This window comes from Devosia litorisediminis (genome assembly GCF_018334155.1).
GTDB lineage: Bacteria > Pseudomonadota > Alphaproteobacteria > Rhizobiales > Devosiaceae > Devosia > Devosia litorisediminis.
The window spans coordinates 2,468,145-2,483,512 of record NZ_JAGXTP010000001.1 but is presented as its reverse complement, the minus strand read 5'-3'; the positions used below and the strand labels follow the sequence as shown (position 1 = coordinate 2,483,512).

16 protein-coding genes are annotated in these 15,368 nt (G+C 61.2%); 5 read left to right on the top strand and 11 right to left on the bottom strand.

Features of this window, described 5'->3' with window-relative positions; genetic code table 11:
* Positions 1-92: 92 nt before the first annotated feature.
* A complete protein-coding gene (locus KD146_RS11835; RefSeq protein WP_212658866.1) occupies positions 93-2,081 on the top strand; it encodes a putative bifunctional diguanylate cyclase/phosphodiesterase in 1,989 nt (662 codons plus the stop codon).
* A gap of 9 nt (positions 2,082-2,090) precedes the next feature.
* Here the strand turns inward: KD146_RS11835 and KD146_RS11830 are convergent, their stop codons facing one another.
* From KD146_RS11830 to KD146_RS11815, 4 genes are all read right to left on the bottom strand, one after another.
* Complete coding sequence (locus KD146_RS11830; RefSeq protein ID WP_212658865.1) at positions 2,091-3,173, bottom strand: patatin-like phospholipase family protein; 1,083 nt, start codon at positions 3,171-3,173, stop codon at positions 2,091-2,093.
* A complete protein-coding gene (purD, locus tag KD146_RS11825) occupies positions 3,106-4,380 on the bottom strand; it encodes a phosphoribosylamine--glycine ligase (RefSeq protein ID WP_212658864.1) in 1,275 nt (424 codons plus the stop codon). Before purD ends, KD146_RS11830 begins: the two co-directional genes overlap by 68 nt.
* A gap of 92 nt (positions 4,381-4,472) precedes the next feature.
* Entirely contained in the window at positions 4,473-5,843 is a 1,371-nt protein-coding gene (locus KD146_RS11820) for a glutamate--cysteine ligase (RefSeq protein ID WP_212658863.1), read from the bottom strand.
* 73 nt (positions 5,844-5,916) lie between these two features.
* A complete protein-coding gene (locus KD146_RS11815) occupies positions 5,917-6,657 on the bottom strand; it encodes a 16S rRNA (uracil(1498)-N(3))-methyltransferase (RefSeq protein WP_212658862.1) in 741 nt (246 codons plus the stop codon).
* Positions 6,658-6,794: 137 nt separating this feature from the next.
* On the opposite strand from KD146_RS11815, the gene ubiA reads away from it, so the two are divergent.
* Positions 6,795-7,727 (top strand): 4-hydroxybenzoate octaprenyltransferase, encoded by a 933-nt coding sequence (ubiA, locus tag KD146_RS11810; RefSeq protein ID WP_212658861.1) that lies wholly within the window; start codon positions 6,795-6,797, stop codon positions 7,725-7,727.
* 88 nt (positions 7,728-7,815) lie between these two features.
* On the opposite strand, the gene KD146_RS11805 is transcribed toward ubiA, so the two are convergent.
* Positions 7,816-8,328, bottom strand: a complete 513-nt coding sequence (locus tag KD146_RS11805) for a DUF6101 family protein (protein ID WP_212658860.1) — start codon at positions 8,326-8,328, stop codon at positions 7,816-7,818.
* Between the two features lie 269 nt (positions 8,329-8,597).
* On the opposite strand from KD146_RS11805, the gene KD146_RS11800 reads away from it, so the two are divergent.
* Both KD146_RS11800 and KD146_RS11795 read left to right on the top strand, forming a co-directional pair.
* Complete coding sequence (locus KD146_RS11800) at positions 8,598-9,449, top strand: 3'(2'),5'-bisphosphate nucleotidase CysQ (RefSeq protein WP_212658859.1); 852 nt, start codon at positions 8,598-8,600, stop codon at positions 9,447-9,449.
* Between the two features lie 3 nt (positions 9,450-9,452).
* Positions 9,453-9,698 carry a DUF4170 domain-containing protein gene (locus KD146_RS11795; protein ID WP_212658858.1) on the top strand — a complete coding sequence of 82 codons (246 nt, stop codon included), beginning with the start codon at positions 9,453-9,455 and terminating at the stop codon, positions 9,696-9,698.
* Positions 9,699-9,703: 5 nt separating this feature from the next.
* Here KD146_RS11795 and KD146_RS11790 read toward each other — a convergent pair whose 3' ends face one another.
* The 4 genes from KD146_RS11790 to KD146_RS11775 are packed head-to-tail and all read right to left on the bottom strand — an operon-like array spanning position 9,704 to position 13,676.
* Positions 9,704-10,855, bottom strand: a complete 1,152-nt coding sequence (locus tag KD146_RS11790) for a glycosyltransferase family protein (protein ID WP_212658857.1) — start codon at positions 10,853-10,855, stop codon at positions 9,704-9,706.
* Positions 10,855-11,076 carry a DUF2093 domain-containing protein gene (locus KD146_RS11785; RefSeq protein WP_212658856.1) on the bottom strand — a complete coding sequence of 74 codons (222 nt, stop codon included), beginning with the start codon at positions 11,074-11,076 and terminating at the stop codon, positions 10,855-10,857. Before KD146_RS11785 ends, KD146_RS11790 begins: the two co-directional genes overlap by 1 nt.
* Positions 11,077-11,123: 47 nt before the next feature.
* Positions 11,124-12,737: an exodeoxyribonuclease VII large subunit gene (xseA, locus tag KD146_RS11780; protein ID WP_212658855.1), complete on the bottom strand. Its 1,614-nt coding sequence runs from the start codon at positions 12,735-12,737 to the stop codon at positions 11,124-11,126.
* 48 nt (positions 12,738-12,785) lie between these two features.
* Positions 12,786-13,676, bottom strand: coding sequence for a LysR family transcriptional regulator (locus KD146_RS11775; RefSeq protein ID WP_212658854.1), 891 nt, complete (start codon positions 13,674-13,676; stop codon positions 12,786-12,788).
* A gap of 155 nt (positions 13,677-13,831) precedes the next feature.
* On the opposite strand from KD146_RS11775, the gene KD146_RS11770 reads away from it, so the two are divergent.
* Positions 13,832-14,089 (top strand): hypothetical protein, encoded by a 258-nt coding sequence (locus tag KD146_RS11770; RefSeq protein ID WP_212658853.1) that lies wholly within the window; start codon positions 13,832-13,834, stop codon positions 14,087-14,089.
* A gap of 162 nt (positions 14,090-14,251) precedes the next feature.
* On the opposite strand, the gene KD146_RS11765 is transcribed toward KD146_RS11770, so the two are convergent.
* Together KD146_RS11765 and KD146_RS11760 are read right to left on the bottom strand one after the other, a co-directional pair.
* Entirely contained in the window at positions 14,252-14,503 is a 252-nt protein-coding gene (locus tag KD146_RS11765) for a PilZ domain-containing protein (protein WP_212658852.1), read from the bottom strand.
* Between the two features lie 15 nt (positions 14,504-14,518).
* Complete coding sequence (locus KD146_RS11760) at positions 14,519-15,031, bottom strand: invasion associated locus B family protein (RefSeq protein WP_427857071.1); 513 nt, start codon at positions 15,029-15,031, stop codon at positions 14,519-14,521.
* Positions 15,032-15,368 lie beyond the last annotated feature (337 nt).

Below are 15,368 nucleotides of genomic sequence, written 5' to 3'. Positions count from 1 at the left end.
TACATAACAGCTGATCACGGCAGCGCAGTCCGTCCAACCTTTCTTAAATCTTATCGAGGAAGATAAGAGGAAATGAGGTTGGCGGGTTCTCCATGCGCAAAAAACTGATCATCACTGTTGCAGCCATGTCCATGATCCTGGTGCTGATCGGTGCGGCCAGTCTCGGTCTTGTTGCCGTGATCCAGCACGGGGTCGGCGTTGCAGCCGAGCGGGAGGCCGTGCAATGGGCGCAGTACCTTACCGACGAAACGCCAGACCTCGAGTCATTGCTGCAAGCCGACAATCCCGATCAGGATCAGCTCAGTGCGGTTCTGTCGCTGTCCCAGGTCAGTGATGTTTTTCGCTTTGAGCTGTTCAATCAACAGGGCGACGCCGTGGTCTGGGCTGCCCAGAGCGATGATGGCGCCATGGCACATGGCGCGCACCCCCACCAAACCCCACATATCGGGGGGCATCTCGACACCGTTCAGCAAATTCTGGCAGAGGGCGGTATTGCCTCCTTCATCCATGACGAAACTGCCGACGCGACCGAGCCGAAATACTTTATCGAGGCCTACACCCCTATCGTATCGGGCGAGCAGGTGATCGGCGTTGCCATTGTCTATGTCGACAAGACCGCAATGTACCGCCAGTTCACCAGTTCGGCGATCCAGTATTCCATCGCGATGTCAGCGCTGTTCGCCGTCATCCTGGCCGTTGCCTATTTCCTGATTGCCTATCTGCGCGAACGACAGAAAACCGCGAAGCGGTCGATCGAGTATCTGGCCAATTTCGACACCGTATCCGGCCTGCTCAACCGCGACGCCTTCTTCAAGACCGCATCACTGGCCAGCAAGGCAAATTGCGTCGCCGTGCTGTACGCCGATGTCGACAATTTCAAATCCACCAATGATGTATTCGGACACCAGACCGGCGATGCCTTTTTGCGCCATGTTGGCGAAGCCATTGCGCGCGGCATTGGCGAAACCGGTGTCGCATCGCGTATCGGTGGTGATGAATTCGTCGCGGTCATCGCCGCAGATAGTCCTCAGGCCATTCTGGCGGTCGTCGACCGCGTGCAGCAGGACGTCAAACTGCCCCTCCGCACGGGCGGGGTGACCGTCACCGGCGGTATCAGCGTTGGTGTCTATATGGTGCCCGACACAACGGTCTCTGTGGCGGATTGTCTGCACAAGGCCGATATGGCGCTCTATCAGGCCAAGGCCGATGGTCGCGGGCTGCACAAGGTGTTCAATCAGGCGCTCGAGGCCACCGTGGCGCGCCGCCAGAAGGTCGAAAAGGCCGTACGGCAGGGCTATGACCTTGATCTGTTCACCCTGGAATTTCAGCCGCTGCTGGACCAGACCTCGAACCTCTGCGTCGGTTTTGAGGCCCTGTTGCGCCTGACCGATGAGGATGGCGAGCGCATCCCGCCTGATGAGTTCATTCCGGTGGCTGAATCCATTGGCGAGATCGAACGCATTGGCACATGGGTCCTCAAGACAGCGATGGCCCAGGCCGCAGCCTGGCCCGATGATCTGTTTGTGTCGGTCAACCTTTCCGTCCGCCAGTTCGAGAGCCAGGAACTGCCCGAACTCGTCAGCGAGCTGCTCGCGCAGACCGGTCTGCCCGCCACCCGGCTGGAACTGGAAGTCACCGAAAGCCTTCTGATGCACGACACCGACAAGATCGGTCGTCAGCTTGCCGACCTGCGGACCTTGGGCGTGTCCATCGCCATGGACGACTTCGGAACGGGCTATTCCAGCCTGGGCTATCTGTGGAAGTTCGGCTTCGACAAGCTCAAGATCGACCGCTCGTTCATCATGGGACTGGCCGATAGCCGGGGGCAGGCCAGTGATGTGCTCGACGCCATCATTGCGCTTGGCCATCGTCTGCACATGGTGGTTACGGCAGAGGGCATCGAGACCGAAGAGCAGGCCGACATTCTCTCAGCAATGTCATGCGATCAGATGCAGGGGTTCTACTTCGGGCGCCCGATGCGACCGGTCGATATCGCGCCATTCCTGCTCAACAACGTTGCCGCAACCCGGCGTGACAACAAGAAGACAAGCGTTCCAAAGAAGGCCCGATCGCGGGGCTGATCCTGCAGGCTATTCAACACCCGCGGCAGGCAGCCTGTCCTGGATATAGTCTTCGACCTTCTGTGCCAGAATGCGCTTGAAGCGCTCTTTCTCGGCTTCGCCATGGCTGACGATTTCGCGCACGCGCCAGAATTCCAGCGCGCCAAAATTGGCGACATGAGGCCGGATATAGATATCGGGCGGATAGGCCGCCATCATGTGCGCGGTCAACGAATGCATCATGATCTGGGCCGAACCGAACCAGATATCGAGCGCCTTGTGATCGGTCTTGCTGATGCCCTCGGAGGGATCGCCATTGACGTCGATGCCGATCAGGAAGTCGGTACCGATATCAGCCTGATCGAGCGGCAGCGGATTGACCACACCGCCATCGACCAGAATGTGGTTGGCATAGTTGACCGGCTTGAACAGGCTGGGAATGGCAATCGAGCCGGCAATGGCCGGACGTAGCGCTCCGGAATTGAACACCACCTGGTGCCAGCTCTGGAAATCGGTCGCCACCACATAAAGCGGGATCTTGAGATCCTTGAACTCGAGCGGGAAATCCTCGGGGATGAAGCTGTCGACAATGCTCGAGGCATCGAGCTGCATCGAAATGCCGTTCTTGAGAATGCCGCCCAGCCCGCGCAGCTGGATCGCCCACAATTTGGTGGCGATCTTGCGCATGGTACCCAGCACTTCATAGGAGTGCTCGCGCAATTCCTTGCCGGTCATGCCCGCAGCCCAGCCGGCCCCGATCAGCGCGCCAATCGAGGTGCCTGAAATAACCGCGGGCTTGAGGCCCAACTCGTCCATCGCTTCGATATAGGGAATGTGGGTCAGGCCGCGCGCCGAGCCGCCGCCCAGCGCAATACCAATTCGTGGCCCAGAAATCGTGCTCATGCCGCCGCGCTCCTTGCCCTTGTTACGCAGACTGTCGGCGAGGGCCTGGCCGCGCTTTTGCAGCGGCGTCAGCGGACGTTGCGACGGGGTCTGGTCAAAGACTGTCTTGCGGAAGCCTAGCGGATTGAGGTTGAGGAATGGTTCAGACGCGGGTACGGGCGAGCTCCCGCCAGCCGATGTCGCGGCGGCAAAAGCCTTCTGGCCAGTCAATCTTGTCCACGCCTGCGTAAGCACGCTGCTGCGCCTCCCGGACACCCGTCCCCAGAGCGGTCACATTGAGCACGCGACCACCCTCTGCAAGTAAACGCGCGCCGTCGCGACGCGTTCCCGCGTGGAACACATGAACATGCTCGGAACCGGCATTTTCCACGCCCTTGATCTCGGAGCCCTTGGAATAGCTGGCTGGATAGCCCTGGGTCGCCAGAATGACGGTGAGCGCATACTGATCCTTCCAGCTCACCTCATGGCCGCCCAGGGTGCCGGTCGCGGTCGCGTGCAGCAGCGGCAGCAGATCGCTGTCCATGCGCATCATCATGACCTGGGTTTCCGGATCGCCGAAGCGGGCATTGTATTCGACCAGACGGGGGCCGGTTTCAGTCAGCATCAGCCCGGCATAGAGCACGCCCTGATAGGGCGTGCCGCGCGCGGCCAGTCCCTTGACGGTCGGCCAGATCACCCGCTCCAGCGTCTCCTCGTAGGTTTCGCGGGTCATCACCGGAGCAGGGGAATAGGCACCCATGCCACCCGTATTGGGGCCGGTATCGCCATCAAAGGCGCGCTTGTGATCCTGCGCGGTGGTCAGCGGCAGAATGTCGGTGCCATCGCACAGCACGAACAGGCTGACCTCCTCGCCTTCCATGAATTCCTCGATCACCACTTCCGCACCCGACTGGCCAAAGGCACCAGCAAAGCAGTCGATGATCGCCGCTTCGGCTTCATCCACACTCATGGCAACGGTGACACCCTTGCCCGCGGCCAGACCATCGGCCTTGATCACGATGGGTGCGCCCTGGGTATAGAGATAGGCCAGGGCCGCCGCTTCGCTATCAAACCGGCCATAGGCGGCGGTCGGGATATCCATCTCGTCGCATAGCGCCTTGGTAAAACCCTTGGAGCCTTCTAGCTGACCAGCGGCCTTGGACGGGCAGAAGCAATCAAACCCGGCGGCGCGAACATCATCGCCCAGACCGGCCACCACCTGCGCGTCGGGGCCGACCACGACGAAGTCGATCTTTTCGGACTGGCAGAAGGCGATGACTGCTGGGTGGTCGTTGATGTCGAGCGCCACGTTCTGCGCAACAGCCTCGGTGCCGCCATTGCCGGGAGCGACATACAGCTTGCTCAACAGCGGCGACTGGGCGATTTTCCATGCCAGCGCATGCTCGCGTCCACCTGAACCGATCACCAGAACCCGCATGCTTGTGCCCTCCGCGCTTGCTGCGCGCGTGATGCACCACCACGGCGAGGGGTGCAAGTCCCCATGGTCGCAATTGCGACCAGTGGGTCTGGCTACATCTCGGCTTCCTGGAAGATCCGGGTCATGTCGCCATTCCATGCGCCGGCCAGCTTGTCGCGCCAGCGATCGGCTGGCGACTTGGACAGCCGGATGGTTTCTTCGAGCGGCGCCAGATGGATGGTTTCGTCCTGACCTGCCCTGTTCAGGCGATTGCGGCGGATCAGCCCGGCTTCGGCAATGCCGACGGCCTGAGCAGCGAAATCATAGATATTGGTGCGCCCGACCGGTGTCATCAGACCCAGACGAGGCACATCGCGGCGCATGGCGTCGCGTTCGCCCTGGGTCCATGGCTCGATGAGCTCATAGGCGGCTTCGAGCGAAACCGCGTCATAGAGCAGGCCGGTCCAGAAGGCCGACAGCGCCGTCACCGACCTCTCGTCGCCCATATCGGCGCCGCGCATCTCAAGGAACTGCTTGAGGCGCACTTCGGGGAAGATGGTCGACAGATGGTCTTCCCAATCCTTGATGGTTGGCTTTTCGCCGGGCAGTTGGGGCAGTTCGCCGCGCAGGAAGGCCCGGAAGCTCTCGCCCGCCACATTGACGTAATCGCCATTGCGGATGACGAAATACATCGGCACGTCCAGCGCATAGTCGGCATATTGCTCAAAGCCAAACCCCTGCTCGAAGGCAAAGGGCAGCATGCCAGTGCGGGCGTCGTCGGTATTCAGCCAGATATGGCTGCGGAAGCTGAGATAGCCGGTGTCACGGCCATCGGCGAAGGGCGAATTGGCAAACAACGCGGTAGCGATAGGCTGCAGGGCGACGGCCACGCGCAGCTTCTTGACCATGTCCGCTTCGCTGGAGAAATCGAGATTGGTCTGTACGGTGGCCGAGCGGAACATCATCGATGTGCCCAGCGTGCCGACCTTTTCCATATAGGGCTTCATGATGCCGTAGCGCGATTTGGGCATCGAGCAGATCTCATCGACCGACCAGATCGGGGTGACGCCCAGACCCAGAAAGTGGATATCGAGCGGACCGGCGACTTTCTTGCTGACGGCCATATGTTCGGCCAGCTCCGCTGCCGAAGCGTGCAGATCGAGCTGGGGCGAGCCGGACAGTTCGAACTGCCCCCCGGGCTCCAGCGAAATACCGCCCGCCACTTCATCATTGCGCAGCCCGATCGGGTTGTCGCCATCATAGAAGGGATGCCAGCCGGTTTCGGCCTGGATGCCATCGAGCAGCGCGCGAATGCCATTGGGGCCTTCATAGGCGACCGGGCGTAGCGGATTGGTGTGGAACACGTGCTTCTCGTGCTCGGTGCCAATGCGCCATTCGCTCTCGGGTTTGCACCCGCGCGCCATCGCCTCGATCAGGTCCGCACGCGATTCAATAAGAGGGCTGTAGCTGTCGGCGCCGGCCATGAAGTGTCCTCGGTATAGGAGGGGTCAATGTTGGGCGGAACATAGCGTTGCGCAAGCACAAAGCAATCGCCTTTTATCGCCAATCACCGATGATTGCCTGAATTACCGCCAAGGCAGCCACCGCAGCGGTGTCGGCACGCAGAATGCGCGGGCCCAGACTGATCGGCACCACATAGGGCAGGGCGATCAGTTTTGCGCGTTCTTCATCGGAAAACCCACCCTCGGGCCCAATCAGAATGCCGACCTTGTGCCCCTTCAGGCTGCCAAGGGTTTCGACCGGTGAGGAAGATGCGGCGCTCTCATCGGCCAGGATCAATGTGCGATCGGCAGGCCAGCCATCGATCAGGCGCTCAAGTGTCATTTCGGGCTCGACGCTGGGCACGCTGAGCACTTCACATTGCTCGGCAGCCTCGATGGCATTGGCCACCATGCGCTCATGCTTGAGGCGATTGACCTGGGTATAGCGGGTAATCACCGGCTGGATGGTGCCCACGCCCATCTCGACCGCCTTCTGGATGACGTAGTCGAGCCGTTCGCTCTTGAGCGGTGCAAAGCCATACCAGAGATCGGAAACCGGGGTTTGTCCGGCAATCCGTTCGACCAGTTCGAGCTGCACCGATTTTTTGGAATCACTGATCAGACGGCACAACCAGGCACCATCGCGACCATTGAACAGCACCACTTCATCGCCCACGCTCTTGCGCAGCACGGCGGCCAGATAGAGCGACTGCTCCTTGCCCAGCGTTAACTGGGCGCCGGCGCTCAGATCGGGTTCAACATAAAGACGGGGCAGGCTGGCATGGGTGCGTGGCATGGCGCAGCGATAGCATCGCTGGCCCCGAATTGTCATCTTTACACTTGCCCCGTTTTAGCGACGGGGCGAATTCTGCTAACCACTGGTCCAAAGAGTCGCCGGTCCCCATCCGCGTGACATGATGAAGGAGCCTGCCCATGTCCGATGTTGAACAGTCCGGCACTGTTGCTGATGCCCAGTCGGACAATTGGGTGGATCGCTATGCGCCGCAATGGCTCAAGCCCTATGCGCGATTGGCGCGCTGGGACCGGCCCATTGGCTTCTGGCTGCTGTTCTGGCCCTGCACCTGGGGGCTGGGGCTGGCCGCGATTGCCACACCGGAGCGCGGCTTTGACTGGATGGCAGCAATCCTGATGCTGGTTGGGGCCGTGCTGATGCGTGGCGCGGGCTGTACCTTTAACGACATTGTCGACCGCGATATCGACATGCAGGTGGCCCGCACCCGCTCGCGGCCAATCCCTTCGGGCGCGGTAACCGCGCGCGATGCGCTGGCTTTCCTGATTGCCCAGGCTCTGCTGGCCTCGGTCATCCTGTTCCAGTTCAACCGCTTTACGGTCTGGGCCTGCGTCGCTTCCCTGATACTGGTGGCGATCTATCCCTTTATGAAGCGCATTACCTGGTGGCCGCAGCTGTTTCTGGGCCTGGCCTTCTCCTATGGCGCGCTGGTGGGCTGGAGTTCGCAGACCGGCAGCTTCGCCATGCCGGCGCTGCTGGCTTATCTGGGCACCATTTTGTGGGTGATCGGCTACGACACCATCTATGCGCTGCAGGATGTCGAGGACGATGCGCTGATCGGCGTCAAATCCACCGCCCGTCTGTTCGGCGACAAGACAAGGCCCATCGTGACCGGGTTCTACGCTGGTGCCTATGTGCTGTGGCTGGCTGCCGCGACCCTGGCGGGCGCCGGCATTGTGTTTGCGGTGATCTCGCTGGTGGCGCTGGCGCTGCTGGCCTGGCAGGTGCAGACGGTGGACGCCGATGTGGACGACAATCCGCGGGCCCGGTTTTGTTCCAACCACTATGTCGGCATCACGCTGGCGCTGGCGCTATTGGCTGACTGGGTCTGGTAGGCAAATCCACGAACGCCCAAAAACGCCAAAAGGGCTGACCGCACCACCGGTCAACCCTCTTGAACGTCACTTGGAGGCGTCGGTAAACTTAGGCTTCGGCCTGACCAGGCTTGCGGCGGTTGAGGAAACGGGGGCGACGGCCCGCCTCGGCAACCAGCTTGCGGCGCGACTGGCTTGAGCCAACCATGACGCCATCAACCTGCTGGCTATAGGGCATGTAGGCACCATCGCCGGCCTTGATGAACAGCGGCAGGCGCAATTTCTTGCCCCAGTTCTGCCATTCGGCGACGACGTTGTGATTGCCCTCTTCTTCAAACACGCGGTAGTTCAGCTCATGGTCCGAATGCACCAGTTCGATCGAGCTGGTCAGAACACCCTCTTCCGAGAGGGTAGTGGCAACTGCCACGCCAATGAACTCGGTGACCGGCACCTTGATCTTGATTGCCACACCGCTCTGCTCGAGCATGCGGCGGACTGTAACGGTTTTAACCGGATCCTTGGGACCGTTATCGTTCGAGGCGACAAATCGGCGCTCCGCCACTGCGGGCTTGCCGAATGCCAAAACGACCGACGATCCTTCCATCGCAACGCCATGAACCATGTGAATTCGCCTTCCTGTCAACTTCGAGAGCTGGTTTTTGGTGCTCTCTTTCTTGCACCCAACATAGCGCGCCGACTTACCTGCCCCCTTAATCGGTTGGGTTAAGTTTATCTTGTTTTTCGAGAGGGTTAGCAGGGTGTTGCACCCAGTAGGACCCGGTTAACCCCACCCGGTGTCGCCCTGTTAACGCTGCCATAATTGACAAGCTGGTGATCGGGCGCAGGCGGCCCCTTGTCCAAAACCCGGGGCAAGCCTAAAAGGCCCGGAATATGCCCATTCCGCCCACCACCTACGCTGAAGATCTCGAACTGCTCCGCGCCTCCGCGGTAGCAGCGGGCATCATTGCCAGCGGCTTCTTTCGGCGCGAAGTGAAGAGCTGGAACAAGGAAAATGCCTCGCCCGTGAGCGAAGCGGACATCCTTGTTGACCGATATTTGGCCAACGCACTGCTCCAGGCGCGTCCGACCTATGGCTGGCTGAGCGAAGAAACGGCGGATAATCCTTCACGATTGGATTGCGAACGCGTCTTTGTGGTTGATCCCATTGACGGCACACGCGGCTTTTTGCGCGGCGAAGACAGCTGGACTGTGTGTCTGGCGGTGGTCGAGGACGGCGTGGCTGTGGCAGGTGTCGTCTATGCGCCCATGCGCGACGAACTATATGAAGCCACCCGCGATGGCGGGGCGCGCCTGAACGGCAAGCCCATCCAGCGCCGCCGTCGCCCCGGCTCCCCGCCGGTCATTCCGGCTGCCGGTGCCGTGCACCAGCATTTGCAGGATGCCGGACTCAACTATACGCGTGGCCCTTACTATCCCTCGCTGGCCTATCGGCTGGTCCAGGTGGCGACCGGCAAGCTCGACGCGGTGGCCAGCCGCCGCGGCAGCCAGGATTGGGATATTGCCGCCGCCACGGTCATTCTGGATGAGTGTGGTATGGATGTCGCCGACGTCTGTAGCGGGTTCCCACAATTTAACAGACGAGATGTGCGTCACGGGGCGCTTGCGGCACTTGCCGACATGAGCCTAAAACCGCTGCTTCACGCGGCGCTTATAGAAGTCTATGGCTGTCCTGCCGACGAGGCGCTCACCGCAGAACCTACTTCTACCGATGAACGGATTTGACCGATGGCTGAAAAAGAAGTCCCCAACGAACAATTGCTCCACCTGGTGATCGGTGGCGAACTGTCCAGCATTGAGGGCGTCACCTTTGCCGATCTCGACAAGGTGGACGTGGTTGGCCTGTATCCCAACTACGCTGCAGCCCTGGTCGCCTGGAAGCAGAAGGCGCAGATGACGGTCGATAGCGCCCAGACGCGCTACTTCATCGTTCACCTGCACCGCCTGCTCGATCCCCAGACCGACAAGAAGTAAGCTCTCTAGGCCTCAATGGCCTCCAGAATGGCCTGCATCGCACCGGGGCCGCCAATGTTTTGGCGGCCTATCGCCGCCTGGCGCCGTCGCTCTTCATCATTTTCGAGCAAGCCACGCAGCGCGGCCCCGATGGCAGCCGCCTCGGCCGGCACCACGGTGCGGGCCTCGCCAAACAGTTTCTGCTCATCATTGAAGCGCGAGCGTCGATCCCGTGGATTGACGAAGGTAATGGCGGGCTTGCCCAGCCCCAGAGCCTGAACGGTCGCCGTGCCCGCTTGCGAGAGCACCAGATCCGATGCCGCCAGCAGATTGCCCATCGCACCACCGCGCGCCATGTGCACGCTCAGCGTCCCGTCGGACAATTCACCCAGATCATCGGATTCTGCGCTCAGCATATGGGTGCGGCGCAGGCCGGTCTTTTTGGCCAGATCGTCAATATTGATGCCGCCGGCCACCGCCAGGAAGATATCGGGGCGCTGATCAGCGGGCAGGGAACGCAGCGCATCGATCTGCAATTCGAAACTCTCGGCAGTCAATGCGCGGCTGCCGGGCAGCAGTGTGACCGCCAATGGCCTTGTCCGGCGCGATTGGGCGTCATAGTCCCCGTCGGGAATGGTATCCATCATCACATTGCCGGCCGAGCGTGCATCCACGCCGACCTGCTCAAGCGTCTGCGCCAGATTGTCGGCCCGACAGAACACGGTGGTGCAGGCGCGCTTGATGACAAAGCGTTCGGCCGCTGAGTAAAGCCGCGCCGCGCCCGTCTTGTAGACATCGAGATAGATCAGATCACGCAGGCCACAGGCATAGGCGGCCAGCACGCCGGTGACATCACCCACGATGATGACGCGCTCATATCTGCCGCGGATCTCGCGCAGAAATCGTAATGCCGGCGGGATGGTCTTGAGGCCGCCGCTGGTCAGGTCGCGCTGCAGCGAGCCTTTGACATTGCGCCAGCCCTCCGAGGCCAGCGTGGCGCGTGGACCCACGATCGGACACACCCCGGTATAGGCATTGCCCGCACCGATCATGGGATAGGCATTGACCTCGATCGATTTGGGCAGGCGGGCCACAATGGCTGAGGCGATCCAGTCTTCGCCATGGCCGTTGGATATGAACAGGAAACGACGACGGTGTGGTGACGCTTCCACAGCCATCAGGCGCCCAGGCCGAACCGTTCGAACGCCGTATTGGCGACGGTGGCATCGGCATAGGCCTCTTGCCGATCAACATTCCAGTAGAACAGCTCATCGAGCGGGATCGGCTTGCCGGTAATGGCGCAGCGGGCAAATGTGCCCGGCTTGAGCACGACATAGTCGCCATCAAGGTAGCGGATCACGGCTTCGGTGGGCGCAAAGCCCTTGTCAAAAAGGTTCATGATGAAAATCCTTTAACCACGCTCGATATAGCGAGCATTGATACCGATCAAAAGAGGCTTTCTTGAGTGTCGCTGTCAACTTGTCCGCGTGGTTTCTTCTTGATAACCGGACTGCCTGCAATTGTGGCGCCGACCTCACCATCGGCAAATTCGATGGCCACCGCATCGCCCGGCGACAGCGTGGCCCGGGCCTGCACCAGATTGCCCTGATCGTCCTTGATCACCGCATAACCGCGCGCCAGCACACTCTTGTAGCTCAGCGAGGCGAGCAGCTTGTCCGACTGCGTGAGCGCCGCGCGCGCCTCGCCCAGATTGAGCGCCATGCTGGCGCGCAGCCGCGCTGTCAGCGGCGTCAGCACGCTGTGGGCGTGGCGCAATTCGGTCTTGAGCGCGCTTGGCGACAGTTTCGGACCAATGCCGGCGAACTGGGAATGCTTGCGCTCGATCAGCCGGGAAACCGAAGCGGCCAGACGCTCGGCGCGCGGATCAAAAGTAAGGCGGGTGCGGTCCACCGTCTTGCGCAGCCCCGCATTGGCGCGCAGCGACAGATTGCGCAGCTTTTCGGCGGCTTCCTGGCGCTGGCCTTGCAGCAGACGCGGCGTGAGCTTGGAGTCCGTGCGCGAATAGCGCACGCGCAGTGACTGTACCGAATGGCGCAGATTGCCCAGCAGGTTCGAGGCCGCGTGATCAAGCTGCTGGCGTTGCAGTGATACCAGATCGGAGGCGCGGGGCAGCCCGGCCACGGCCGCACGCAGACGGTCGCGCGCGGTTGCGGTTACCCGGCGCGTTGCCTGGCGTTGCCGGCCGCCCAGATCATCGACATAGCCGATCAGTTCGGCCCGCACCGGCACTGCGGCTTCGGCGGCAGCCGTCGGCGTTGGCGCCCGCATATCCGAGACATAGTCGATCAGCGTGGTATCGGTTTCGTGGCCAACCGCGGAAATGATCGGGATGGTGCTGGCGGCTACCGCGCGCACCACGGCCTCTTCGTTAAAGCCCCACAGGTCTTCGATCGAGCCACCACCACGCGCCACGATCAACAGATCGGGCCGGGGCATGGCGCCGCCGGCGACCATGGCGTTGAACCCCTCAATGGCATTGACCACTTCGGGGGCGCAGGTATCGCCCTGAACCCGCACCGGCCAGACCATGACATGGCTGGGGAAGCGGTCGGCCAGGCGATGCAGGATATCGCGGATCACCGCGCCCGTGGGGGAGGTGATCACACCGATCACGCGGGGCAGATAGGGCAGGGACTGTTTGCGTTCGCGGGCGAACAGCCCTTCGGCGGCCAGCTTGCGCTTGCGCTCCTCAAGCAGCGCCATCAGCGCACCGGCACCCGCGGGCTCAATATTGTCGATGACGATCTGGTATTTGGAGGAACGCGGGAAGGTGGTCAGCCGCCCGGTGGCGATCACCTCTAGCCCCTCTTCGGGCTTGAAGGTCAGCTTGGCGTAATTGCCCTTCCAGACGACGGCGTCAATTGAGGCGCTCTCATCCTTGAGGGTGAAATAGGCATGGCCCGAAGAGTGCTGTCCGCGAAAGCCTGATATCTCGCCGCGCACCCGCACATGGCCGAATTCATCCTCGACGGTGCGTTTTACCGCTTGTGCGATTTCGCTGACGCTGAATTCAGCAGCATTTGTGAGTGTCTCGGCCATGGCCTGTTGGTGCGACATCGGCCCCGACAGGTCAAGAGTGCGGCGCGCTTACTCCGCTGCTTCTGTGTCGCTTGCCGCTGCATCGAGGTTGCCCATCGACTGCACAATATGATTGGCCAGCGCATCATAAATGCCGCCATAGGCGTGGCTGGCCCGCATCAGGGCGATCTGGGCATCGGCCAGATGGGGCAGTTCGTGATCGTCATCGACCACCCGCATGCCCGGCTGCAGGGCGCTTTCGGGCAAGAAGCCAATCGCCAGGTCCGACAGCACCGCACTTGAGATCGCCGTAGCGTTTGATGAGGTATAGGCGATGCGGTAATCCTTGCTCGCCCGGTCCAGTGCATCCTGGGCATCCTTGCGCCAGATGCAGAAATGCGGACCACAGGCGATTGCCAACGGGTCGCTGGCCAAGGCGCGGCCACCGTGGCTGGCCACCCAGTGCATCTTTTCGGTGCGGAACAGCTCGCCATAGTTCTGCTCGGTGCCCTGGGTGAATACGATCAGATCGTAACGCCCGGCCCGCATGCCTTCGGTCAGATGCTCGGAGGCCATGCAGGATACGTCCACGGCAATCTTGGGGTGGGTGCGCTGAAAACTCGACAGGATCACCGGCAGCAGCCGCACGGCATAATCGTCGGGCACGCCGAACCGGATCGAGCCAGCCAGCACGCCGTCGGAGAAGTGGTCGAGGATTTCCGCATTGGTGCGCAGCATCTTGCGAGCGCGGGCATAGAGCGCCTCGCCATGCAGCGTCAGCGTGACGCTGCGACCCTCGCGCGCCAGCAGGGTTTGCCCCAGCCGTTCCTCGAGGCGCTTGATCTGCATCGAGACTGCTGACTGCGTCTTGTTCACGCGGCGGGCCGCCTCGGTAAAGCTGCCGCAATCTGCAATCGCGCAAAAGCTCTGCAACTGGTCCAGATCAAGCGGCGCAGCCATTTTGCCCTCACATAACTCAAATTGATGAATTAGATGAAATCTATTTGTTGGACGAATAATTGTCCAGAGCGCTACTGCTTGATCATCGGCACCAGAACACACGGTGTCGGATCCGCCGAACTCCCTTCGGCACAACCACATGTTTGGAGAACATCATGGCTATCTCGCTCTCCGGCGAGCGGTCACTTGCGGCCGCCACGCCCAATCCATTTGTCGCGCTCACGCGCTGGATCGCCAAGGCGAAAGCTGCACGAACCCGCCGGAATGCGTTGTACGCCCTGCTTGAACTCGACCACGACCGCCTCAGCGATATCGGTATCTCGCGCGACGATATCACCACCGCTCTCAGCCGCAAGCAGCCTGCCGGCGCGCATGTGCTCAGCGCTGCCCGCGCCCGCAACGCACGCCTCTAGGCGCAGCAAACAAGTTTCCATCGCCCGGATACGTTCGGGCGATGTTCCCAGGTTGGTACGAATTGCAGTTACGAGCGTCGTGCCATCTCCCGGGTCGGTTTTGCCACCGATCCCGTTTCCTGATGACTTGCCGGACAGTGCCTCGCACTCGTCCGGCTTTTTTTACGCTACGTTGAAGCTGACGCCGAGTTCGGCTTCGGTGCGCCACACCACGTGGCAGGCGTATTTGCGCCCGTCATCCATGGCCAGTTCAAACTCATCGGGAATGCCGACAATGCTGGCCACCCGAAGCCGGGCACCCGCCTCGGACAGATTGCGCACCGTGCAGTCATAGGTGGAATAGCCCGCATTGGTGACAACGCGGCCGCCCTTGAGGGTGCGATGCCGAATGGTCGCGCGGCGTTCTTCAGTCATTGGTGGCGCTCCGGATCAAGGGAGTTGCGCAAAGCCGTCTTTGAGGCCGTTAAGCGACACGGGAATGCCAATGCCCTCTTCGGGGGTCTTGAACACCACAAAGATCGCGCTGCTGCCATCGGACAATGTTTCGATCAGGTCGTCGTCCAGTACCACTTCGGCAACGCAACCATTGGGCAGGCAGCGCACAAAGGCCACCCGGCCCATGTCCTGACCGTCCACATTCAGGCCAAGACCATTGGGCAGCAGCACGCCCAGTGGTGCCAGTACACGCAGCAGACGGGCCTCGCGATCGGCCGTGCGCAGTATAATGACGGACAGACCGACATTGGGCTGATCTTCGGCCAGAACATTCTGGATGATGGCGCATTGCTCAAAGCTGGCACCCGGTGGGGTATCGCAGCTCATCTGCCAGTCACCATATTGGGCGCGAACAACGCCTTGGCCCAAAACCGCGCTGCCGCCTGCGGCAACTGCCAGAACAGCCAGGCCAATGCCAGCCAGGTGACGCTTCAAAATCCGCTTCACTCTCTTAATACTCCTGCCGAATCGTGCGCACGCTTCAGGCTCCAAGTGTTTCCGTTACGCGATGCCGCAAGTCAACCAAAGCCCGGATTTGCTGACGATATGTCGGGCAAACTGCGGCAGGGGTGAGGCGGAAACCGGCGCTGCGCCGCGCAATATGACGCAGCATTACACAGTGTTGCCGCAATGGACTTGCCCCTTTCAATATGATTTAGGTCTCCGGAAGAGTTTTTCGCTCCGAGGTTGAGTCGGGGCGGCGTTATCTATGCCGCTGTTATGCCACTCAATCCCGGTGCGGATGCGCCAATTGCAGTCGATACAGGGGTTTATGGTGATCGGT

What these genes read in the sequence shown, in the direction of transcription:
- KD146_RS11795 (WP_212658858.1), top strand. Translation starts at nt 9,453, where the DNA reads ATGGCTGAAAAAGAAGTCCCCAACGAACAATTGCTCCACCTGGTGATC.
- KD146_RS11805 (WP_212658860.1), bottom strand. Translation starts at nt 8,328, where the DNA reads ATGGTTCATGGCGTTGCGATGGAAGGATCGTCGGTCGTTTTGGCATTC.
- KD146_RS11785 (WP_212658856.1), bottom strand. Translation starts at nt 11,076, where the DNA reads ATGAACCTTTTTGACAAGGGCTTTGCGCCCACCGAAGCCGTGATCCGC.
- ubiA (WP_212658861.1), top strand. Translation starts at nt 6,795, where the DNA reads ATGTCCGATGTTGAACAGTCCGGCACTGTTGCTGATGCCCAGTCGGAC.
- KD146_RS11815 (WP_212658862.1), bottom strand. Translation starts at nt 6,657, where the DNA reads ATGCCACGCACCCATGCCAGCCTGCCCCGTCTTTATGTTGAACCCGAT.
- KD146_RS11800 (WP_212658859.1), top strand. Translation starts at nt 8,598, where the DNA reads ATGCCCATTCCGCCCACCACCTACGCTGAAGATCTCGAACTGCTCCGC.
- KD146_RS11835 (WP_212658866.1), top strand. Translation starts at nt 93, where the DNA reads ATGCGCAAAAAACTGATCATCACTGTTGCAGCCATGTCCATGATCCTG.
- xseA (WP_212658855.1), bottom strand. Translation starts at nt 12,737, where the DNA reads ATGGCCGAGACACTCACAAATGCTGCTGAATTCAGCGTCAGCGAAATC.
- KD146_RS11765 (WP_212658852.1), bottom strand. Translation starts at nt 14,503, where the DNA reads ATGACTGAAGAACGCCGCGCGACCATTCGGCATCGCACCCTCAAGGGC.
- KD146_RS11820 (WP_212658863.1), bottom strand. Translation starts at nt 5,843, where the DNA reads ATGGCCGGCGCCGACAGCTACAGCCCTCTTATTGAATCGCGTGCGGAC.
- KD146_RS11770 (WP_212658853.1), top strand. Translation starts at nt 13,832, where the DNA reads ATGGCTATCTCGCTCTCCGGCGAGCGGTCACTTGCGGCCGCCACGCCC.
- KD146_RS11775 (WP_212658854.1), bottom strand. Translation starts at nt 13,676, where the DNA reads ATGGCTGCGCCGCTTGATCTGGACCAGTTGCAGAGCTTTTGCGCGATT.
- purD (WP_212658864.1), bottom strand. Translation starts at nt 4,380, where the DNA reads ATGCGGGTTCTGGTGATCGGTTCAGGTGGACGCGAGCATGCGCTGGCA.
- KD146_RS11790 (WP_212658857.1), bottom strand. Translation starts at nt 10,855, where the DNA reads ATGGCTGTGGAAGCGTCACCACACCGTCGTCGTTTCCTGTTCATATCC.